Source organism: Corynebacterium sp. Marseille-P4611 (assembly GCF_916618765.1).
Classification (GTDB): domain Bacteria; phylum Actinomycetota; class Actinomycetes; order Mycobacteriales; family Mycobacteriaceae; genus Corynebacterium; species Corynebacterium marquesiae.
The window spans coordinates 12659-32942 of the sequence record NZ_CAKAKD010000001.1 but is presented as its reverse complement, the minus strand read 5'-3'; the positions used below and the strand labels follow the sequence as shown (position 1 = coordinate 32942).

Annotated in this window: 20 protein-coding genes and 1 other RNA gene; 16 read left to right on the top strand and 5 right to left on the bottom strand. The window is 58.9% G+C overall.

What is annotated here, in order from left to right; genetic code table 11:
* The first annotated feature begins 163 nt into the window (after window positions 1-163).
* Together LG376_RS00145 and LG376_RS00140 are read left to right on the top strand one after the other, a co-directional pair.
* Window positions 164-2020 carry a siderophore-interacting protein gene (locus LG376_RS00145; protein ID WP_225745793.1) on the top strand — a complete coding sequence of 619 codons (1857 nt, stop codon included), beginning with the start codon at window positions 164-166 and terminating at the stop codon, window positions 2018-2020.
* A 410-nt stretch (window positions 2021-2430) separates the two neighbouring features.
* Window positions 2431-3054, top strand: a complete 624-nt coding sequence (locus LG376_RS00140) for a kinesin (protein WP_225745792.1) — start codon at window positions 2431-2433, stop codon at window positions 3052-3054.
* Between the two features lie 64 nt (window positions 3055-3118).
* Here LG376_RS00140 and LG376_RS12575 read toward each other — a convergent pair whose 3' ends face one another.
* Window positions 3119-3247: a hypothetical protein gene (locus LG376_RS12575; RefSeq protein ID WP_255632095.1), complete on the bottom strand. Its 129-nt coding sequence runs from the start codon at window positions 3245-3247 to the stop codon at window positions 3119-3121.
* Between the two features lie 433 nt (window positions 3248-3680).
* Here LG376_RS12575 and LG376_RS00135 point away from each other — a divergent pair, with 433 nt between their 5' ends.
* From LG376_RS00135 to LG376_RS00115, 5 genes are read left to right on the top strand one after another with little or no spacing between them, the layout of a single operon-like run.
* A complete protein-coding gene (locus tag LG376_RS00135) occupies window positions 3681-4550 on the top strand; it encodes an ABC transporter substrate-binding protein (RefSeq protein ID WP_225745791.1) in 870 nt (289 codons plus the stop codon).
* Between the two features lie 29 nt (window positions 4551-4579).
* The gene (locus LG376_RS00130; protein WP_370633398.1) at window positions 4580-5512 is read left to right on the top strand and encodes a FecCD family ABC transporter permease; all 933 of its coding nucleotides are present in this window, start codon (window positions 4580-4582) and stop codon (window positions 5510-5512) included.
* Entirely contained in the window at window positions 5502-6485 is a 984-nt protein-coding gene (locus LG376_RS00125; RefSeq protein WP_225745789.1) for an iron ABC transporter permease, read from the top strand. The genes LG376_RS00130 and LG376_RS00125 overlap by 11 nt, the downstream gene beginning before the upstream one ends.
* A gap of 2 nt (window positions 6486-6487) precedes the next feature.
* Window positions 6488-7300, top strand: a complete 813-nt coding sequence (locus LG376_RS00120) for an ABC transporter ATP-binding protein (protein ID WP_225745788.1) — start codon at window positions 6488-6490, stop codon at window positions 7298-7300.
* Between the two features lie 24 nt (window positions 7301-7324).
* Window positions 7325-8119: a kinesin gene (locus tag LG376_RS00115; RefSeq protein ID WP_225745787.1), complete on the top strand. Its 795-nt coding sequence runs from the start codon at window positions 7325-7327 to the stop codon at window positions 8117-8119.
* Window positions 8120-8186: 67 nt separating this feature from the next.
* Here LG376_RS00115 and LG376_RS00110 read toward each other — a convergent pair whose 3' ends face one another.
* A complete protein-coding gene (locus LG376_RS00110; RefSeq protein ID WP_225745786.1) occupies window positions 8187-8630 on the bottom strand; it encodes a DUF1990 family protein in 444 nt (147 codons plus the stop codon).
* Window positions 8631-8779: 149 nt separating this feature from the next.
* Between LG376_RS00110 and LG376_RS00105 the strand changes: the two genes are divergently transcribed.
* The 3 genes from LG376_RS00105 to feoB all read left to right on the top strand — a co-directional run bounded on the left by LG376_RS00105 (window position 8780) and on the right by feoB (window position 12299).
* Complete coding sequence (locus LG376_RS00105) at window positions 8780-9868, top strand: S1 family peptidase (protein ID WP_225745785.1); 1089 nt, start codon at window positions 8780-8782, stop codon at window positions 9866-9868.
* A 263-nt stretch (window positions 9869-10131) separates the two neighbouring features.
* Entirely contained in the window at window positions 10132-10377 is a 246-nt protein-coding gene (locus LG376_RS00100) for a FeoA domain-containing protein (RefSeq protein ID WP_225745784.1), read from the top strand.
* On the top strand, window positions 10377-12299 hold the full coding sequence (feoB, locus tag LG376_RS00095; RefSeq protein WP_225745783.1) for a ferrous iron transport protein B: 1923 nt from the start codon (window positions 10377-10379) through the stop codon (window positions 12297-12299). Before LG376_RS00100 ends, feoB begins: the two co-directional genes overlap by 1 nt.
* A 253-nt stretch (window positions 12300-12552) precedes the next feature.
* On the opposite strand, the gene hisN is transcribed toward feoB, so the two are convergent.
* Both hisN and LG376_RS00085 read right to left on the bottom strand, forming a co-directional pair.
* Entirely contained in the window at window positions 12553-13335 is a 783-nt protein-coding gene (gene hisN / locus LG376_RS00090) for a histidinol-phosphatase (protein WP_225745782.1), read from the bottom strand.
* Window positions 13328-14164: an inositol monophosphatase family protein gene (locus tag LG376_RS00085; RefSeq protein WP_225745781.1), complete on the bottom strand. Its 837-nt coding sequence runs from the start codon at window positions 14162-14164 to the stop codon at window positions 13328-13330. Before LG376_RS00085 ends, hisN begins: the two co-directional genes overlap by 8 nt.
* Before the next feature lie 60 nt (window positions 14165-14224).
* On the opposite strand from LG376_RS00085, the gene prfB reads away from it, so the two are divergent.
* Complete coding sequence (gene prfB / locus LG376_RS00080) at window positions 14225-15328, top strand: peptide chain release factor 2 (protein ID WP_225745780.1); 1104 nt, start codon at window positions 14225-14227, stop codon at window positions 15326-15328.
* 83 nt (window positions 15329-15411) lie between these two features.
* On the opposite strand, the gene LG376_RS00075 is transcribed toward prfB, so the two are convergent.
* Window positions 15412-17031, bottom strand: a complete 1620-nt coding sequence (locus LG376_RS00075) for an AbgT family transporter (RefSeq protein WP_225745779.1) — start codon at window positions 17029-17031, stop codon at window positions 15412-15414.
* Between the two features lie 109 nt (window positions 17032-17140).
* Between LG376_RS00075 and ftsE the strand changes: the two genes are divergently transcribed.
* The 5 genes from ftsE (at window position 17141) to ssrA (ending at window position 20069) form a co-directional block, all read left to right on the top strand.
* Entirely contained in the window at window positions 17141-17830 is a 690-nt protein-coding gene (gene ftsE, locus LG376_RS00070; protein WP_049378810.1) for a cell division ATP-binding protein FtsE, read from the top strand.
* Window positions 17827-18729 (top strand): permease-like cell division protein FtsX, encoded by a 903-nt coding sequence (gene ftsX, locus LG376_RS00065; protein ID WP_198492692.1) that lies wholly within the window; start codon window positions 17827-17829, stop codon window positions 18727-18729. The genes ftsE and ftsX overlap by 4 nt, the downstream gene beginning before the upstream one ends.
* Before the next feature lie 44 nt (window positions 18730-18773).
* Window positions 18774-19277 carry an SsrA-binding protein SmpB gene (gene smpB / locus LG376_RS00060; protein ID WP_005322310.1) on the top strand — a complete coding sequence of 168 codons (504 nt, stop codon included), beginning with the start codon at window positions 18774-18776 and terminating at the stop codon, window positions 19275-19277.
* Entirely contained in the window at window positions 19270-19626 is a 357-nt protein-coding gene (locus LG376_RS00055; protein WP_225745778.1) for a DUF488 domain-containing protein, read from the top strand. Before smpB ends, LG376_RS00055 begins: the two co-directional genes overlap by 8 nt.
* 62 nt (window positions 19627-19688) lie before the next feature.
* Window positions 19689-20069, top strand: a transfer-messenger RNA (tmRNA) gene (ssrA, locus tag LG376_RS00050).
* The last annotated feature ends 215 nt before the right edge of the window (window positions 20070-20284 follow it).

The following is a 20284-nucleotide window of genomic DNA, read 5'->3' as shown; positions in this document are numbered from 1 at the left end:
ATCGGTGCAGCACGATGACTGCATTAAAGGTATGTAGGTGAGCTGGAAAATGCTTGGCGCTGGGAGAGGCGTTCAAAGCACCAGCAAAAAAGTAATAAGAAAATAGGCCATCGAACAAAGTGAATTAAAAGCCATCTAGACCGAGAGGGGAATGGTCTCAAATATGCCAAGGAACAGCCGGAGCAGGGAAATTTATCCAATTTCTTACCGGGAATTATATGTGGAAAACATCGAAGATATATCGCCAGCCATGCGGCGTATTACGCTTAGCGGGGAACAGCTCCAGGAGCATGAACGCGATGGTATTTCCGTTCCTTCATTGTTAAGCCATGGTTTTGATGACGATGTTCGGCTCATCTTCCCAGATCCGGAAACTGGAGAGCGGCCGCACCCAATCGCCCAAAACGATGGTAACCTTTTGTGGCCAGAAGCCGTTAAGAATCTATTCCGCACATACACGGTTCGCTACTTTGACGCTGTAAACGGGCGATTAGCAATTGATTTTGCGCGCCATGGTGAGGGCTTGGCCGAAAACTGGTCACAGAGTGTCCGCATCGGGGACCCCATTTTTGTGGCAGGCCCGAAGTCGTGTGCACAGTTACCCACGCACACCGATTGGCTTTTGTTGGCAGGAGACGAGACTGCGCTCCCAGCCATCGGCCGCTGCCTGGAATCGCTCCCGTCTGGGCATGATGCGATTGCGGTGGTAGAGGTTCCGACAAGCGCTGATATTCAAGACTTAGATATTCCGGATTCAGTACAGATCCACTGGGCGATACGTGACCAGGGCGAGGGCTTCGTAGAAAAGGCTAGTGCGCTCTTTGAAGAGAGCGCTGATTCACAGTTGCCTAATGGCGAAGCATACGTGTGGGCGGCGGGGGAGGCCTCCCGGCTGAAAACACTGCGACGTTTGTTCAAGGTTTCTGGAATTGCCCCTGAGCATCAGGAGATTACAGGATACTGGCGGCGCACTAGCCGGAAAGGCGGCAAAGAAAGCGCAACGAGCAGTAGCAATAGTGTCTTGCACAATATCCACGATTTGGCTGAGCTGAATTCAGCCTTTGCGCTCCGCACTGCCGTACGTTTAGGCCTATTCCAAGAGATCGATGCGGGTGCCAATACTGTTCCTGCCCTCGCTGCTGCAACAGATCTTCACGAGGAGGCGTTGCGGAGGTTTATCCGTTACCTGGCGGCTCTTGAACTTGTCGAAGTTAGCGAAACCACCCTCGCCTTGACCGCAATGGGAACGGAACTGGCGGACCCAGATTCAAATGTGGTGCGTTGGCTAAGCGGGCCCGCGCATCTTGAGGCGATGGCGCTGATGCGCCTTGAACACAGCCTTCGTACCGGTGAGTCGGCACCGCAAGGCGAAAGGGGTTTGCCATGGTCAGAATATGTGAGCCGTGACCCACAACTCGCCGCCGAGCGCTTTGAGCAAAAGAATGTGAGCGCTGGGTGGACTGCTCCATCCGCTGCACAGGCGCTGCAGCAGCACTTGGATGACACCGCTCGTGTTCTCATCATTGGCCAGGGAGGTGCAGTATATGCGGATGAAATTCTCCGGCGATGTGAGCAGGCCCAGAGCCGGATTATTACCGATGCGCCCTCGGAAGCAGTACTAGGGGAAATCGCAGGAGTTTCTCGTGAACGATGTGAAACGAGTGGCGACGGAAGCGGCTTCAACCCTACCGAGGCGGACTATGCGTGGGCAACTGATGTAATTTTCATTGATCCCTGGAGCGTCTTTGGTGGCAATGAGGTGGCTGCCCAATTAGGCCGGGCAACTCACGGGGATGCGTTCCGTCGGGCCTATATCCTTTCTGAGGTTCTCGAGGAAACCGGCGGCGATGAGCATTCCTATGAAGAGGACATGGTGAGGCTTTCGATGTTCGGCACCAAGGTGCCGACTCAGGACGATGTCAGCGCTGCTACCGCTGATAGCGGCACTTTAATTTCTTCAGCCACGGCTGTTGGCTGGGGCAAACACCTTTTCGTCCTGGAAGCAGAAGCGAATTCCTAAAGAAGAACCTCGGTAGGCCAAAATCCCCAAGCTTAACCTTTCATTTGCGGACCACGGTCCCGCGCGGGAGCCGGGTGGCTGTGGTTGCCATAAGCGTGGTGGACACGGTGAAGTAAGCGAACGTTGTTCAGCCGACTCCGTGGGCGAGAGCCTTTTCGACCGCGACGTTGTGTTGGCGCGGCGGCGGAATGGCCAAAACAACCGCGTTTGTCCACTTTTCGGCTCGATTTTTGGCGAAACGCGGTTGTTTTGAACAACCCGAGGCTCAGCCGTATCTCTCACTGAAGGGAGGGACACCGAAATCACAAAAGAGCCTTCCGGTTTTCCAATTCCGGTTCCCCGTGCACGCACCTTAACTTTCTGGAACGCTAGGATAGGAGAAAATAGATCTAGTTAAGGAGTACAAAGCAATGGCTAAAGAAACTGCACGCGCCCTTGGCCACGAAGTAGACGTGGACCGCGAGAAGTTTACCTACCTGGCATCCACTGATGCCGAGGGCAACAAGATTGAATCCGGCAAGGCTGCGGCAGCGGGAGCTGGGGCCGCAGGAGCTGCAGCTGCTGGAACTGCTGCTGCCGACGCCGCCGTAACGGCGAACACAGATGAGCAGAATGATGCCGCGACCCAGAGCGATTACGAGCCAAAGAACCACGTCGTTACCGGCGCTGAGGAAGAGCACGTCGGCACTGCGGCGGAGCAGCCCGATCTGCAAGAAGAGTTGGACGAGGATAACGCGGACTATGAGCCCTTACAGCATGTGGTGGGCGAGGCCGAGCAAGAGCACATCGGCACCGCGCCGGAGCAGCCGGAAGAGAATGCGGAAGATGATGAGCGCGATGACTTTGATGACCTGAAGGACAAGGTCACCGAGGCCGGCAATGTCGTCGAAGAAGCCATCAACCGCGCGAAGGACTTTGTAGAAGACAAGGCCCAGGAGTACCAGGAAGGATCTGGTAAGAAGGGCGGTTTCTTTGACCGCGTGAAAGACGTTGTGCGCGAGGCTCGCGATAATCTCGATGAGAAGCGCAAGTAGTTAACTACGCGTAGGCCGCTGCTTTTCCCGTAGGGGGAGAGGCAGCGGCCTTTGTGCTGTCGTGCTAGTCCAGCGCGTGCAGGTAGAACCGGCGGATGAGCAGGCGACGGGGGATATCGACAAGCGGGCGCAAGAAGGGCAGGAAGGGCTCGGAGGCGGCATCGATAAGCAGCAGCGTCCGCCCATCGCGCAATCGTATCGGCCCGATTGGGGTTCCTGAAACCCTTCCTGTTGTGGCGGATCTGAATGCTATCAAGGGTGACGAGTTCTACATTGGAGGGGAAAATTGGGCCGCAAATACGTGATTAGCCGTCAGGAATTGGAAGCTGCGGTAGATCAGAGCGTTGTAGGGATTTATGTCCCTGCTGAGTAGTGCTGGTTTTGGTCTAGGTAGTGACGTCCGATGACAGTGGTAGCAATGCATATATGAATGCTTTTCGCGTGCCTCCATCAAACGATGAACTTTTCCGGCGCCGAGGGGTTGAAGAAACAAGGGGATGCGTACGTGCACCACGCCACTGTCACTTCGGTGTCTTATGGCGCTCATAACGTGGCTATATCGTCGGTATTGGCGAGACAAGTAATCAATCCTAGACAGCAAACCCTTATTAATCTAAGGTAAAGCTATGCTAAAATATTTCACGAAAGTGCGTGTAGTTCTTGCGTTCGTATCCGCCTTAGCTGTAGGGGCAGGCCTTGTTGCGTGTTCTTCTGATTCTTCTTCTGAAGGAAACGGAGAAAAGAAGATCGAGCGAGTTGTGGCGCTTGATTGGCGCTACGAGGAAATTCTCAAGGCCCTCGATGTGGACCCAGTGGGAATCGTGGAAATCGGTAAGTCGGAGGCACCGACTACTTTGAAGGGCCAGTTAGGTCAGGCGACCTCCGTGGGCCAAGCCAAGCAGCCGAACTTGGAGGTTATCCAGTCTTTGGAACCAGATCTGATTTTGGCTAGCCCTACCCGTCAAGCTGATATCATGCCGCAGCTGGAAGAGATTGCGCAGACGGAATCCTACCCAGATGAAACTTACTCGGACGTGCTGGACTCGATGGATGAGATCGCGGCCAAACTCGGCAAAGAGGAAAAGGCTAAAGATGTCCGTCAGCGCATCGAGGACAAGATTGCTCAGACCAAGGACACGGTAAAGCCGGGGAGTCGTGCGGTCGTGGCTGGGTGGTCCAGTGAGATGCTCTATACCTGGGTCAACCCTTCCTTCCCCCAGTCGCTACTGAGTGAGGTGGGCTATAATTATGCTTTCGAAGGTGAGAAGTCATCCATCGAATCCAAGACTGATGTAGCGGAACTGACCGGCGATAAGCTCCCTGGTATGAAGGCTGACCTAGTCTTTATGTACAAGGACGTCGATGCGTTTAAAAAGACGCCCTATGCCAAGGGTAGCGGCGACATCGTAGAGGTGGACCAAGATATCTGGTCGCGCGCCCGCGGGCCGCTTTCCGCCGAGCATATGCTCGATGACATCATCGCCGCTGAAGAGTAGTGGCACCTCGAACTAAAACCAGCGCCTGCCTGGTCCTTGCAACCGCTGCCGTCGCCTTCGTGTGGTGGTGGCGGCTTCGCCATGTTCAGGTGCCAGCTGATACCCCGTGGCTGGAAGAAGAGCTGCATAGCGTGGCCTTTGACCGTCTCCTTGCCACCACGGTCGTCGGTATCGCATTAGGGGTAGGCGGGTTATTGCTGCGGACGGCAACTGCGAATCCGCTAGCCGATCCGTCCATCACTGGTGTGAACTCCGGTGCGGCACTCGGCGCAGTCGCAACAGCAATGTTTATAGGAAGCGAAACCTCGAGTGTTGACCAGTTGCCCGGTGCGCTGTTGGGTGCGGGGATTGCTGTGGGGGTGACGGTGGGCGTCGGTAAGAGCGGTGCGATCCAGCGCATGGTACTCGTTGGCGTTGCTGTTTCCGCGCTGTGTAGCGCATTGACCTCCATTTTCTTGGTAGTAGATGAAGCTCAACTGGCTACGGTGATGTCATGGCTTTCTGGTCGGCTTGCCGGTGTGCGCCTAAGCGGTATCATGCCGGCGCTGATTGCCGTGCTGGTCGTGGTTCCCTTGACCTTAGTCGGTGCAAAAACGCTGGACTTGCTCGTAGCAGGCGATGCCGTGGCTGGTGCTGTCGGCGCGAAGCCGGAGCGCATTCGGTTGGCAGCCATTGTGGCGGCGGTAGTGCTTATTGCTCCGGCCGTAGCTGCAACTGGGCCGATTGGCTTCTTGGGGTTGATGGCCGCGGCCGTAGCGTGGCGGGTGTGCGGCCCGCACCACCGCATGGGGCTGTGCGTGGCTGGATTTGTTGGAGCAGCGGTGCTTCTGGTGGCCGATTCGGTTGGCCAGGCAATCTGGGCGCCGGCCGAGACCCCAGTGGGCATCGTGACTTCTTTGGCTGGCATGCCATTAGTGTTGTGGTCCGTCCATGCGCTGGGGAGGAGGAAGCATGCGGCATAAGAGATTTGTTGGGGTGCTAGTAGGACTCATCCTGGCGTTGGCGTTGAGCGCAATAATCGGCATGGGCGTCGGTGCGGTGATGAAACCGCCGGGCGAAGTGCTCACCGCCTTCGTTACCGGAGAGCCGCTCATCTGGAAGTACCGTGCCCCGCGGATCTTGGTGGGAATCTGCGCAGGTATTGCCATGGCCGTATCTGGCTGTCTATTGCAGTCCGCGCTACGCAATCCTCTGGCCGCACCAGATACGGTGGGTATTACCTCCGGCGGCGGACTCGCGGCCGTTGCGGTACTCATGGGAGCAGGCACCCTGCCGGCCCACCTGCTGACTTTCATCGCCTTTATTGGCGCGTTGGCGGGAACTGGGTTGGTTCTTCTCCTCGCCGGACGCGGGGCAAGTGACCCAGTGCGACTGCCGCTTACCGGGGTGGCGGTATCTTTTGGGCTGGGCGCCATCACCGAATTGCTCCTAGTGCGGGCCGCCCCAGAGGCAGGAGCGGCCATGACATGGCTGAAAGGTTCGCTTTACGCCCGCTCGCTTGGCGATGCCACCATTGTCGCCCCCTTTATCCTTCTCGCCCTAACCGTCGCAATGGTGGTGGCAAGACACCTGGATATGCTCGTGCTGGATGATTCGACCATGGCCGGCATCGGCGTGAGCACCAAGATGTGGCGCCTAATAGCAGTAGCCCTAGCCGTCCTCCTCGGTGCCGCGGGAGTCGCCGCGGCCGGGGTCTTGGGCTTCGCCGGACTCATCGTCCCCCATGCTGCTCGCTTGGTTGTTGGCGCGAACCTGCGCCGGCAAATACCCGTGGCGGCCCTAGGCGGCGCGGTCCTTGTGACCGCATGCGATACGCTCGGTCGCTGGGCCTTCGCCCCCACGGAAATCCCCGTTGGCGCGCTCATCGCGCTGATCGGTGCACCGTATTTCATTTTCCTATTGACTCGACTGACCCGAGTGCGAAACGGAGGCTAGACATGACACTGACGTGTAGCGGATTAACCGTGGGCTACGGTGGCCCCGATGTGGTCAAGGATGTAAATCTTCACTTATCCAGTGGTCAAGTAACCGCTCTGATCGGGCCGAATGGCTGCGGCAAGTCGACGCTTCTCAAGACATTGGGCCGCCAGCTTACGCCCAGCGCAGGCGCGGTGTACCTCTCGGACCAAAATATCAGCAAGTATTCCTCGCGTGCCTTTGCCCGTGAAGTTTCTTTTCTGCCACAACATCCCGTGGCTCCGGAAGGGGTACTAGTGCGCGACGTCATCGGTTACGGCCGCTATCCCTATACAGGGGCGCTAGCGACGATGCGGGCCGGAGATCATGCAGCGGTTGAGCGTGCTGCCTCGCGTGCTGGGGTGAGCGAGCTTCTCGACGCCCCTGCGGCAGACCTTTCCGGCGGTCAGCGCCAGCGCGTCTTCCTCGCCATGACCTTGGCCCAAGAAACACCAATTACCTTGCTTGATGAGCCAACTACTTACCTCGACCCCGCGCACCAATTGTCCATTTTGGATCTGATTCGAGACCTCAATGGCGCTGGGACCACAGTGGTCATGGTGGTCCACGATATGGTCCATGCCGCGCGTTATGCCGATCGAATCGTAGCCATGCGTGAGGGACGCATTGTGGCCGAAGGGCCTACCGAGGAGGTAATGACCGCTGAACTCGTACGCGAAACCTTCTATGTTGAGTGTTTAGAGATGACTGATCCCTCCACCGGTCGACGCTTTCCCATACCCATTTCCGTGCACGCTCCTGAATTTTCTGGAACCCTAGAAGGAAGAAGATAAATCTATTTAAAGGAGTACGTAGCAATGGCAAACGAACTAGGCCACGAAGTTGACCTGGATCGCAACGAATACAAGTACCTGGCATCTGAGGACACTGTGTCTTCGGCAGCTAACTCTGGCACCTCCGCTCGGTCCGGCGCGGCTGCAGCAGGTGCAGGGGTTGCAGCGGCAGGCGCCGCGGGCACAGCCGGCCTATCTACCGCCAGCAAGTACGAGCCGCAGAATCACGTCGTTGCTGGCGCCGACGAAGAGCATGTAGGCTCTGCCTCCGAGCAGCCGGACCTGCAGGAGAAGCTGGATGAGAACAACGCTGACTACGCGCCGAGCCAGCACATCGTAGGTGAGGCGCAGGAAGAGCACATTGGTTCCGCCCCGCAGCAGCCGGACCTGCAGGAGAAGCTGGATGAGAACAACGCTGACTACGCGCCGAGCCAGCACATCGTAGGTGAGGCGCAGGAAGAGCACATTGGTTCCGCCCCGCAGCAGCCGGACCTGCAGGAGAAGCTGGATGAAGGTAACTCTGACTACGCGCCCAGCCAGCACATCGTAGGCGAAGCAAACGAAGAGCGTGTTGCTACTGCGCCGAACCAGGACAACGTCAACGGTCAGCAGTCCTCTGAGCGCCTGGATCAGCTAAAGGACAAGGCATCCGAGGCTGGTAGCGCCGTCGGCGATGCGTTCCAGCGCGCTAAGGGCTTCGTGGAAGACAAGGCTCACGAGTACCAAGAGGAGTCCACGAAGAAGGGTGGCTTCTTTGACCGCGTCAAGGGCGCTGTGCGCGATGCACGCGAGTCCATCGAGGACAAGCGCAAGAACTAACCAGCGTTGATACTAAGCCGCTTTCCCAGGGGTCGGGGAGGCGGCTTTTGTCATATGCGCAATTCTGCTAATCGTCCAAAGCGTGGAGGTAGAGCCGGCTAATCAGGAGGCGCCGCGGCACGTCTACCACGGGGCGCAGGAAGGGGAGGAAGGGCTCTGAGGCGGCGTCGATAAGCAACACCGTGCGACCATCGCGCAGGCGCTCTAGGGTGAAGGTCTCTTCGCCGCGCTCGAGGTGTCCAGGGAGGGTGCCATAGGTGAATCCGCAGCGGCCATCCTCATGGAAGACATCGACTACGCGGCAGTGAAAATCCAATGGACCCAAGCCGAGGGTGACCTCCGCGCCCAGCTCCACTACCTCATGGGTCGGGCGGACACGGAAAAGACCGCTGCGTTGTACTGACCAGCGGAAAAGTCGGTGTGCGGCGGCGTCAAAGTCAGCATCGATAACCCGCGACATATGCAGCTGTGGAAAGTCGGAGACATCAGAATAGGACAGCGGTGTGGGCATGTTCTCCATGATAGGGGAGGGGTGATCACCCCCGAAGTCTGGAAGAAATATAACGGCTTGGACACAGTCACAGGAGTTTGCTGCTTCCACAATTTTTTCGTGCCAGTATCGAGCTTGCACGATGTTGACAACTGAAAGTAGGTACCTTGATGCTTCGCATTCCGCACCTTAAGAAAGTCCTGGTGGGCTCGGCTTTCGCTGGTGCGTTTTTCCTGGGATCCCCGGCCGCAGGCGCCCAGGAATTGCCCCAACCGGATTTCGATTCCGCAGGGATTATTGATCAGGTCCGAAATGGCCTGGCTGGGGTAGGCATCCAAACCCCGCAGGTGGATAAGAAAGTCACCGACGCCGTAGATTCCTCTGTGCGCAACGCGCAGCAAGCCGTGCAGCATACGGCCCAGCAGGCGCAGTACGCGGAGCCGATGACCACCCCGAATCCTATCGGCCTAGCGGAGCAGGCCACCCAGCCGGAGTTTAAACCGAAGGGCACCAATCCGAACTACAAGTGGAAAAATGATGGATTTTCCAAGGTAGCTGCGGGCAAGCCACAGGCTGATTACGTGCTGCACCGCGTGCCGGGCTCCTTCTTTGATGCCCCACGCATTCCAGAAGAATCCGTTGCGGCCATGAATGAGGGCGAGTCACTCTATGGCCCGGGCACCCCGGTTTATGTCAACGAGAAGATGATGTGCACCCTGACCGTGGCGGGCAACGATAATGCTGGCCGCAAGGTGGGGCTCACCGCTGCGCACTGCGGCAACGTGGGGGATTCGGTCACCTCCGCCGATTCAGAGCAGATTGGCCCGACGGGCACCGTGGTATCCAAGAATGAGGACTTGGACTACGCCGTCATCGAGTTCGGCTCTAAGGCCAAGGTCTCCCGCTCCTACAATGGCGTGACCGTCAATGAGTTGGGCGGCGGCGTTAAGCCGGGGCAGCAGGTGTGCAAGCAGGGCGTTGCCACCGGCAAGACCTGCGGCATTACCTATCAGCAGGCAAAGAAGATTCAGGTCAACCAAGTCTGCGCGATGATGGGCGATTCTGGTGCGCCATTACTCGTCAATGGCCGCCTCATTGGTTCCATTTCCGGTGGATTCCTGCCGGTGAATTTCCCGTGCCGCACCCCGCTGCAGGGGCCGGTCCATAACCCAACCGCCGCAAACACCATGGATGCGGTCCTAGAGGATATGGACCGTCGCGGTGGCGTAGGTGCTGGTTTTACATTGCCTGAGGACTAGCCTCGTCCCAACTTTTCGCCCGCTCCCGTTGCTACCGGGAGCGGGCACTTTTATGTCTCTGTTTAGTGCCGATAATCACAACTAATCGGCGCTTGTGTGAAAAGCTTATGCGGACTAAGGTTAGCCTTATCTAGTAGCTACTTAGGTGTGGCTAACATTACCGGCGTGAGCCGGGCCGAGAGAACCGAGGTGACCGCGCGATGTGGCAGCTGTCCTTATTGTCCCGCACCCGTACCCAGCAGACCTGCGAAAGGTCCGAATGTATGCGTGCCGATCAAGCCCCAGTGGACGCATTGGTAGAGCTACCTGAATGCTGCCTGCGGCATGCGATTGAGTCGCAGCCGGCGCTGGCATTGCGTATGCGTGAACTGGGATTCCGGCCAGGAGTGCGCGTGCAGATCGGGCGCAAGGTGGCCGGCGGGGCGCGCCTGGTCACCGTGGGTACTGCCCGGTACGCGGTGGATGCGGCTACGCTCGGCCAGCTGGAAGTTATCCCGGTGGCAGCATAATGGCACGCAAAACCGCAGCGCCAAGCTGCCACTCCACCTCCTCCATGCGGATCGCCGCGGAGGGAACGCCTGTCCTCGCCTTGGTCGGGGCTCCAAATTCCGGCAAATCTACCTTGTTCAACGCGTTGACCGGAGCGAAGGTCCAGACCGGCAACTGGCCGGGTACCTCCGTAGAAGTCAGTCGTGGTTTGTGGAGCGCGCAGCCAGAGGCGTTCGACATCATCGATCTGCCCGGTGCTTATTCCTTGGATCCAATGAGCCCGGACGAGGAATTCACCCGCGATATGCTCGTTGAGTGCCCACCGTGTGAGCGCCCAGATGTGGTTGTGGTGTTGGTGGATGCCACTGCGCCAGCGCGCGGGCTTAACCTCGCATTCCAGATCGCGGAGTACCCGTATCGGGTAGTGATTGGGGTGACCAAGGAGGACGTCGCCAAGCAGCAGGGCATAAGCATCGATACCTCCGCGCTATCGCGCGCCGTGGGCATGCCGGTGGTCAGCGTCAATGGTCGCCGCCGAGAAAACCTAGACGCGCTGGAGGGTGCCGTTGCACAAGCAATGCAGACGGAGCCACAGACTATCCGGCCCAACGCAGATTTGGATCAACGCTTTGCGGATCTAGACGCCGCGGAAAAGGCTGCCGTTTCCAGGACGGACGTCGGCGAACCGCTTAGCCAGCGCGTGGACCGCGTGGTGCTGCACCCCGTGCTCGGCCCGATTCTATTTCTGGCGGTGATGTGGGCCGTCTTCTTCATTACCACTACGGTGGCGGGGCCGCTGCAGGACGGCCTGGAGGCGTTCATTACCGGCCCCGTCTCTGATGCCGTGCGCAGCCTCCTCCCAGACCACTGGTTGGTCTCGGGATTGCTGGTAGATGGCCTTATCGGTGGTGTGGGCATGGTGCTGACCTTTGCCCCGCTGCTGGCCCTGATGTTCCTGTGTCTAGCCGTGCTGGAGGATTCCGGTTATATGGCGCGCGCGGCTGTGGTTACTGACCGAGTTATGCGCGCCATTGGCCTACCAGGCAAGGCCTTTATCCCCATCGTGGTGGGCTATGGCTGTAATGTCCCGGCGATTTCGGCGACGCGCGTGCTTGGCGACGTCCGCCATCGCATCCTCACCTGCCTCCTTATTCCTTTCACTTCCTGTTCGGCCCGTCTCATCGTGTTCATGATGCTGGCGCAGGTCTTTTTCCCCGCTCATGCTGGTTCCGCGGTATTCGCCATGTACGTGCTGTCTATCGCGCTGGTGGTGTTGGTAGGCCTCGCCTTGCGCCGCACGGTGTGGCGCGCCATGCCGGCCGAAGCCCTAGTTATCGATCTTCCGGCCTATCAGCTGCCCACCTTTGGCCTCACTCTGTCGGTGATGTGGGTGCGCCTGAAAGGCTTCTTGCATACCGCCGGCGGCATCATCGTCGCCACCGTGGTGGTCATCTGGTTGCTCATGTCCATCCCGGTAACCGGTGGGCACTCTTTCAACGAGGGTGCGGTACCGCCGGAGGATTCCGCCTATGGTGCGGTCTCAAAGGTGATGTCCCCGGTCTTTGCCCCGGCTGGCTTTGATTCTTGGTCACTGACAGGCCCGTTGGTCACCGGATTCGTGGCCAAGGAGACTCTCATTTCTACCTGGGCGCAAACCTATGCGGTAGAAGACGTCACTGATGATGCCCCAGAAGAGCAAGCAGAGTCCCCACTGGCCAGCCATATCCGTGCTGATTTTGATGCGGCCTCTGGCGGGCATGGGCTCGCGGCGGTATGGGCGTACATGGTATTCCTGCTGGCCTATACCCCGTGCGTGGCCACGGTGGCCGCGCAGCGGCGGGAAATAGGCTGGAAGTGGACGCTTATCGGTTTCGCGCTTCAGCTCGCCACCGCCTGGATCCTCGCGGTGGGAGTATTCCAGGTCCTCAAGGTCTTCCTATGAGCCCCACGGAGAAGGTTAAGGAGGCCATTAGGCGGGGAAAATCCAACCCCGCCGAGATCGCGAAAGCTACCGGGCTGGGGCAGGGGACCGTCGAAGTGATCCTCGCCCATCTCGAGCGCAGTGCGGAGCTGGTGCGCGAATCGCTCACCTCGTGCCCCACGGGTGGCTGCGGCAGCTGCGCGCAGGCGGGTGGGTGTTCCGGAGCGGCGGCGAAGCGCCGCGGTCCGGTGTTACTTCAGCTGCGGAGAAGACCCTAGCCCTGTAGCGCAGCGAGGGCGTGATTGTGGAGCAGGCCGTTGGAGGCGACGCCGGATCCGCCATGCGGGCCGGGGTTGCCGTCAAGGTCAGTGAAGGTACCGCCGGCCTCGGTCACGATGAGGGAGGGCGCGGCGAGGTCCCACAAGGACACCTCGGGTTCGGCGGCGATGTCTACCGCGCCTTCGGCCACGAGGCAGTAGGACCAGAAATCACCATAGCCGCGCAGGCGCCAGGTCTTGTCCGTAAGTGCGAGGAACTGATCGCGCAGGCCGCGCTCGGCCCATCCCGTGAGCGAGCTCATCGCCAGCGAAGAATCGGAGAGATTTTCTACGTGGGAAACGCTCAGGCGTTTCGGCTCGCCGCCAAAAACGCGGAAGGCACCAGCGCCTTTGGCCGCGTACCAGCGGCGGCGCAGGGCGGGTGCGGAAACTACAGATACCACCGGTTCGCCGTCTTCCAAGAGGGAAATGAGCGTGGCCCATACGGGGACGCCGCGCACGAAGTTCTTGGTGCCGTCGATGGGATCTATGACCCACTGGCGGCCCTTATAGCAGGTCTCGCCGCCGTATTCCTCACCCAGCACTTCATCGCGCGGGCGGGACCGCTTGAGGGATTCGCGGATTTGCTTCTCACAGGTGAGGTCCGCATCCGATACGGGGGACATATCTGGCTTTTCCTTGACGGAAAGGTCCGAGGCCTCGAAACGATGCATGGTCACTACATCGGCATGGCCCGCCAGCTCGAGCGCGAGGCCCAAGTCTTCTTTGAACTTACCCACGGAGCCAATCCTCCATCTGATCCACTACCTGTTTATTGCCAGCGAGGCACCATTCGACGCCACCGGCTTCTACCTTGCGGGCAGCACCACCGGCCGCTTCCACGAGGGCTTTGCCGGGGAACCAATCCCAATCCGCTACCGAATGCTGCATCCATGCGCCCCATGTGCCATCGGCCACGGAGGACAGGTCAACAGAACCGGCACCGAGCATACGGACTGTAGCAAAGTTTTCCGCCACGCGCTGCCATGCCCCGCGGATATCCTCATCCGCCAGCGAAGTTGGGTGCAGATACGTGGATAGTGAAATCTGCTCGGCCGGCTTCTCCTGCAGGCGAGCTACTTCCTTGCCGTCGAGGGAAGTGGGGTAGTCCCGGCCACCGAACCAGGTGTACCCCATGGCGGGGCGGTGGACGGCGCCGAGGGTGATCCCCGTGGCGTCGGTAAGCGCCAAGGCAGAGCACCAATAATCGGAACCGGAGGAGAAATTGTAGGTGCCATCAACTGGGTCGATGACCCAGGTGCGCCCGGCCTGGGACTCGCGGGTCGCACCCTCTTCGCCGAGGATGCCGTCTTCCGGGCGTACGGCTTCGAGCACGCCCGCGACGAAGCGCTCGGCCGCCCTGTCCGCATCCGTAACAACGTCCGAGATAGAAGTCTTGTGCTCTACGTCGACGCCCATCTCGCGCAGGCGCCAGGCCAGGCGCCCGGCGTTATAGACAAGGGCCTGCGCCAGGTGCGCATCCCCGTCATCCGCGTGCGCGACAATGAAGGTCTTGATGACCGCATCGATCATCTCCTGCAAGCTCGGCTTTTGATCCATGCCCACCATTGTCACCCTAAACGCAGCCGATGGCTAATTATGCCGGCCGGGTGGGTAGGATTGGGGCCTATGCGTCCCGAAGTAACAGCACGGCTCAAGCAATTGGAAACCACCCTGATCACCATCGAGAAGGTCATGGACCCGGAGGCTTTGGCTGCCCGCATTCGGGAACTAGAGGCCCAGGCCGGCGACCCGTCCTTGTGGGACGACCCCGCCCACGCGCAACAGGTCACCTCCGAGCTTTCCGCAGCGCAGGCTAAGGTCCGAAAGCTGGAATCGCTGCGCGGGCGCCTGGAGGACATGCCCGTGATGTACGAACTCGCGGAAGAAGAGGGGGATACCTCCCTGGCGGATGATGAGCTCGATTCCCTGGAATCTGCTATCGAATCGCTGGAGGTCACCACCATGCTTTCTGGTGAGTATGACCCGCGCGAGGCGGTTATCAATATCCGCTCTGGCGCGGGCGGTGTGGACGCGGCCGACTGGGCCGAGATGCTCATGCGCATGTACACGCGGTGGGCGGAAAAACACGGTCACAAAGTGGATGTCTATGACATCTCCTATGCGGAAGAAGCAGGCATCAAGTCTGCGACCTTTGTGGTCCACGGTGAATACATGTATGGCCAGCTCTCTGTGGAGCAGGGAGCACACCGCCTGGTGCGCATCTCGCCCTTTGATAACCAGGGCCGGCGCCAGACCTCCTTCGCCGAGGTAGAAGTCCTGCCGGTGGTGGAGCAGACCGACCACATCGATATCCCGGATAATGATGTGCGCGTCGATGTCTACCGGTCTTCTGGTCCGGGCGGCCAGTCCGTCAATACCACCGACTCTGCGGTGCGCCTGACCCACATTCCCACCGGCATTGTGGTGACCTGCCAGAATGAAAAATCGCAGATTCAAAATAAGGCCTCGGCCATGCGCGTGTTGCAGGCGAAGCTGCTGGAGCGCAAGCGCCAGGAGGAACAAGCTGAGCTCGATGCGTTGGGTGCCGGTGGCAACGCCTCTTGGGGCAATCAGATGCGCTCCTACGTGCTGCACCCATATCAGATGGTCAAAGACCTACGCACCAATTTTGAGGTGGGCGATCCCTCCAAGGTGCTCGATGGTGATATCGATGGCTTCCTGGAATCTGGTATCCGCTGGCGCATGCAGCAACAAGAAGACCAAGCTTAGGTCCATACTGATCGGGCTGAATTGAACGCAAAAAGGCCGAACTGAGGGGAGAAGATCCTCAGTTCGGCCTGATCTCTATGGACCTAACCCACGTAGTCCATCGGTGCGCCCGGTCCCAGCGGGATGCCGATGAGGTACCAGATGACGAAGAAGGCGAACCAACCCACGATCATGCAGAGGGAATAGGGCAGCGCCAGCGACATCAAAGTACCCACACCTGCTGGCTTGTAGTAGCGCTGCAAGAAGGTCAACGCCAGCGCGAAGTAGGGCGACATTGGGGTGATGATATTCGTTGGGGAGTCACCGATACGGAAGAGCATCTGGGAGACTTCGGGGGAGACGCCCACATACATCATCATCGGCACGATGACCGGGGCCATCAGCGCCCACTGGGCGGAACCGGAGGTGATGAAGAGGTTAAGCAGTGCGACCATGGCCACCAGTGCCGCAAACATCACTAGCGGCGGCAGGGACCAGTGTTGGAGTAGCTCGGAGCCCTTAATCGCGGTCCACACGCCCAAGTTTGACCACTCGAACCAGGCCAGGAACTGTGCCACCGCGAAGAAGAGGACCAGCATGGGAACGAGGGTCTCGACGCCCTTGGCCATAAACTCCGGTACATCAGCAAAAGACTTCACGGTGCCTGCCGCCAGGCCGTAGACGATGCCGCATACCAAGAATGCCAAGGCGATCGGCACCGCGATGGCGCTAATGAGTGGCGACTCCATGAAGCTATCCCCTTGGCTTGCCAGCGGGGAGCCGGGGATAAAGAGCAGGGCAAAGAAGGCGGCAAGGAAGAGCAGGAGCGCGATGCCGGAAGCCATCAGGCCGCGCTGCTCGTTGGGCTTGATGCGCATCGCCTCTTCATCATCGGTGAAGTCGTACTCCTCATCCTCCTCTGAATTTGCGCCGGCCCCACCGGCGGCCTTGGAAAAAGACACCTCTTCATAATTAATGTGGTCGTGGTCCACCAGCTCGCGGGCCTTTTTGACCATGAGGAATTCCGTGACCGCCGTAATGATGAGGGAGAGCACCACGGCAGAAGGGATGACAAAGAAGATATTGGCCAGCGGGCTGACTTCATATTCTGGGTCCACAAACTGTGCGGCCGGGGTAGAAATGCCCGCCAGCAGGAGGTCGGTGATATTGAGAATCAGCGAGGCATTAAAGCCGGCTGACGATGCCGCAAAGGCCACCATCGCGCCCACGATGGGGGAGCGGCCCACGGCGTGGAAGGCCATTGCGCCCAGCGGAATCAGAATGACGTAGATGGCGTCGGAGGCTACGGAGCCGGTCACGCCGGCCAGCGCCACAACGAAGGTCAGCATCTTGGCGCTGACCTTGGTCACCATCGCGCGCACCAACGCGGAAAGCAGTCCAGACTGCTCCGCCACGGCCACGCCGAGCATCACGGCAAGGATGACGCCGAGCGGCGGGAAGCTGGTGAAGTTCTCCACTGCATCAGTAACCATGCGCGAGATATTCTCGGTGGTCAGCAGGGATTCTACTTCGATGGTTTCGCCGGTCTTGGGGTCCTCTGCGGTCATGCCAATGAGGTGTCCTAGCCAAGAAGTCACAGCGACGATTGCCGCGAGGATGACGAAGAGCCAGAACGGATCCGGCAGTTTATTGCCAATCTTTTCTACAGTGCCCAGGAAGCCGCTTGCAGAACGTGGTTTTTCTTTGGTTTCGGTTTCGGCCATAGTATCGGCACTTTCTGTCGATTGGGTCGGAACAAATTAGTGTCTTAGACCACATTACTTAAATATAGTTCACAGCGCGGTGTCAACTTTGGTTGCTACAGTGATTTGCGTGATTAGATTCGACAACGTGACTAAGGCCTACTCCGCCGAGTCTCGCCCAGCGCTCGATGGGGTGTCCTTCGAGATTGCGGATGGTGAATTCGCTTTCCTCATCGGACCCTCCGGCTCCGGTAAGTCCACCTTCTTGGAGCTGATGGTGCGCTATAACAATGTCAGCAAGGGCGATATTTACTTCGACGATTTCCACGTCAATGAGCTTTCCGGCAAGCAAATCAACGCGCTGCGCCAGTCGATTGGTTATGTATTCCAGGATTTCCGCCTGCTACCAAAGCTGACGGTGTATCAAAACGTGGCCTTTGCGCTGGAGGTGATTGGCAAGAGCAAGTACCGCATTTCCACCTCGGTCCCGCAGGTTTTGGACCTGGTCGGCCTAGAGGATCGCCGCGATGCGTATCCCCACGAGCTTTCCGGTGGCGAGCAGCAGCGCGTGGCTATTGCGCGCGCCGTGGTCAATCGGCCGAAGCTGCTGCTTGCCGACGAACCCACGGGCAACCTCGATCCCTCCACCGCCGACGAGATCATGGACCTGCTGCTGGGCATCAACCGCCGTGGCACCACCGTGGTCATGTCCACCCACAATGCCCGCGCCGTCAATAAGGCGCGCCAGCGTGTCTTGGAGCTGCGCAATGGAGTCCTTGTGCGCGACGAGCACGAGGCGATGTACGAGGGGGAAGCATGAAGCTAGGGTTTATTTTCCGCGAGGCTACCAAGGGTCTTGGCCGCAACCTGACCATGACCATCGCCATGATCATCACCACCGCCATTGCGGTGGGGCTCGTTGTCGCAGGCATTATGGTGACCAACCTGACCAAGGACACCAAGGATATCTATCTCGACCGCGTCGAGGTCATGGTCCAGCTCAATGAGGACATTTCCGCCGGGGACCCAGACTGTACGAGTCCGGCTTGCGCGGATATCAAGGATCAGTTGGAGGCGGATGATTCCGTCGAGTCCGTGGAATACCGCAACCGCGCGGAATCCTATGAGAGGTTCAAGGAGCTTTTCCAAGACACCGATCCCGTCATGGTGGAACAAACCTCGCCCGACGCACTGCCGGCTGCATTCCACGTGCGGCTTGCGGACCCAGAAGACGCCTCCGCCATCGATGCGATTCGGGATAACCCGGCGGTAGAGGATGTCGTCGACCAGCAGCAAGAAGTGCGCGATGCCGCAAGCAACCTCGATTCCATCCGCAATGCCACCTTCATCCTGGCCATCGTGATGTCCGTGGCTGCCATCTTCTTGGTGGCCAATATGGTGCAGATCGCCGCGTTCCACCGGACCCGCGAAACGGAAATCATGCGCATGGTGGGCGCGAGCCGGTGGATGACGCAGGCGCCGTTCGTGGTGGAAGCAGTGCTGGCCTCGCTCATCGGCGTGGTGTTGGGTGGTGCCGGTATCTTCCTAGGAAAATCCCAAGTGGTGGACCCATCCCTGCAGGGACTATATGAATCCCAGCTGCTTGCACCTATGAAGTCCGGCGACCTTTGGATTGCCCTCCCGCTCGTCGGCCTATTATCCCTGGTGGTTACCGCCGTCACGGCCCATATCACCCTGCGGTCCTATGTGCGTAAATAGATCGTTTGCCGGGTCGGCTAAAAGGGCACTACACTGCCATAATTATGGCTAAGAAGGGCAAGAAGAATAAGAAGGCGGCCTCCGGCGAAGCAACGCTCGCTACCAACCGCCGGGCCCGGCACGACTACAAGATCCTCGAGGAATACGAGTGTGGCATCGTCCTGCTCGGTACCGAGATCAAGTCCTTGCGGGAGGGAAAAATCTCGCTCAATGATGCCTTCGCCACCATCGACGATGGCGAGGTGTACCTGCGCAACCTGCACATCCCGGAATATTCCATGGGCTCGTGGACGAACCACAGCCCGCGGCGCACCCGCAAGCTTTTGCTGCACCGCCGCGAAATCGACAAGCTTTACGGGCAGGTGCGCAATGGTAATAAGACCTTGGTCCCGCTCAAGGTCTACCTTAAAAACGGCTACGCCAAGCTCTCGCTGGCGTTGGCGCAAGGTAAACAAGACTACGATAAACGTGAGGATATTAAACGCCGCGACCAAGACCGTGAAATCTCCCGCGAGCTCGGCCGCCGCGTGAAGGGAATTAATGTTTAAGACCGCGAAAGTACATGACGTTGCCAAGGGCGAGGACACTATCCAGGGCACCGGAGTGCTGGTAGACCGGATGTGGCCCCGGGGCGTTGCCAAGAGCGACCTTGCTTACGACGAATGGTTTAAAGACGTCGCACCCAGTCCCGAACTGCGCAAATGGTGGAACCACGACGAGGAGCGCTTCGACGAGTTTGCCCGTCGCTACAAGGCCGAGCTGGATGACAACGATTCCGACGAGCTCACCCAACTGCTTGCGCTTTCCGACGCCACCCTCCTCTTCGCCGCATCCAGCCGCGAGATCAACCACGCAGTCGTTCTCAAAGAGTGGCTAGAAGAGCACTTGAGGAAATAAAAGCGAGTGGGGTAGTGTTGAACGAACCGTAGGGAAGATGCACTATCCCGTCCCTACAGCATGGGGTTGATTTGGTTTCGACTTCGTGCACTGCGCCAGGGGAAGCGTGCCGGTGCAGGCTAACGACCACCGTATAAGCGTCGTAGCAACCAATAAACGCAGAGAAGAACTCTCAGCGTGACTACGCCCTCGCTGCCTAATTACAGCGACGCGTGTCTGTCAGCCTAGGTTTCGTTCCTGACCTAGATCCTGGCATCGACTAAGGAACTAGCCGGCTGGCCGGGTCATCAGGGCCAGTCGGGACTCTTACTGGTGACTGGGCCCATCATCCGGACATGTTCGCCCGATCCGGAGGGCCGAGCAGAGATTCTGTGCGAACTGCGCACGGAGAAGCCCTGGCAAGGTGACGAAGGACCCGGGTTCAATTCCCGGCAGCTCCACCGGTAGGCCCCCGAGAAATCGGGGGCCTTTTTCCATGCAATGGGTTTTCGATATGCGAATCCTCTCCTGCGGCATTGGGGGAAGGTAATCTCGCACTGGGCTTGGGGCCTCCTATATGGGTGAGACCGCCCACCGAATCCTGCCTTCCGGCGCGGAGTTGTTGGCATGTAGTGCGGCAAAGCGCCGCAAAATCCGACCTGTGCTGGGGATTTGTCAT

What these genes read in the sequence shown, in the direction of transcription:
- LG376_RS00145 (WP_225745793.1), top strand. Translation starts at nt 164, where the DNA reads ATGCCAAGGAACAGCCGGAGCAGGGAAATTTATCCAATTTCTTACCGG.
- LG376_RS00140 (WP_225745792.1), top strand. Translation starts at nt 2,431, where the DNA reads ATGGCTAAAGAAACTGCACGCGCCCTTGGCCACGAAGTAGACGTGGAC.
- LG376_RS00135 (WP_225745791.1), top strand. Translation starts at nt 3,681, where the DNA reads ATGCTAAAATATTTCACGAAAGTGCGTGTAGTTCTTGCGTTCGTATCC.
- LG376_RS00125 (WP_225745789.1), top strand. Translation starts at nt 5,502, where the DNA reads ATGCGGCATAAGAGATTTGTTGGGGTGCTAGTAGGACTCATCCTGGCG.
- LG376_RS00120 (WP_225745788.1), top strand. Translation starts at nt 6,488, where the DNA reads ATGACACTGACGTGTAGCGGATTAACCGTGGGCTACGGTGGCCCCGAT.
- LG376_RS00115 (WP_225745787.1), top strand. Translation starts at nt 7,325, where the DNA reads ATGGCAAACGAACTAGGCCACGAAGTTGACCTGGATCGCAACGAATAC.
- LG376_RS00110 (WP_225745786.1), bottom strand. Translation starts at nt 8,630, where the DNA reads ATGCCCACACCGCTGTCCTATTCTGATGTCTCCGACTTTCCACAGCTG.
- LG376_RS00105 (WP_225745785.1), top strand. Translation starts at nt 8,780, where the DNA reads ATGCTTCGCATTCCGCACCTTAAGAAAGTCCTGGTGGGCTCGGCTTTC.
- LG376_RS00100 (WP_225745784.1), top strand. Translation starts at nt 10,132, where the DNA reads ATGCGTGCCGATCAAGCCCCAGTGGACGCATTGGTAGAGCTACCTGAA.
- feoB (WP_225745783.1), top strand. Translation starts at nt 10,377, where the DNA reads ATGGCACGCAAAACCGCAGCGCCAAGCTGCCACTCCACCTCCTCCATG.
- LG376_RS00085 (WP_225745781.1), bottom strand. Translation starts at nt 14,164, where the DNA reads ATGGTGGGCATGGATCAAAAGCCGAGCTTGCAGGAGATGATCGATGCG.
- prfB (WP_225745780.1), top strand. Translation starts at nt 14,225, where the DNA reads ATGCGTCCCGAAGTAACAGCACGGCTCAAGCAATTGGAAACCACCCTG.
- LG376_RS00075 (WP_225745779.1), bottom strand. Translation starts at nt 17,031, where the DNA reads ATGGCCGAAACCGAAACCAAAGAAAAACCACGTTCTGCAAGCGGCTTC.
- ftsX (WP_198492692.1), top strand. Translation starts at nt 17,827, where the DNA reads ATGAAGCTAGGGTTTATTTTCCGCGAGGCTACCAAGGGTCTTGGCCGC.
- smpB (WP_005322310.1), top strand. Translation starts at nt 18,774, where the DNA reads ATGGCTAAGAAGGGCAAGAAGAATAAGAAGGCGGCCTCCGGCGAAGCA.
- LG376_RS00055 (WP_225745778.1), top strand. Translation starts at nt 19,270, where the DNA reads ATGTTTAAGACCGCGAAAGTACATGACGTTGCCAAGGGCGAGGACACT.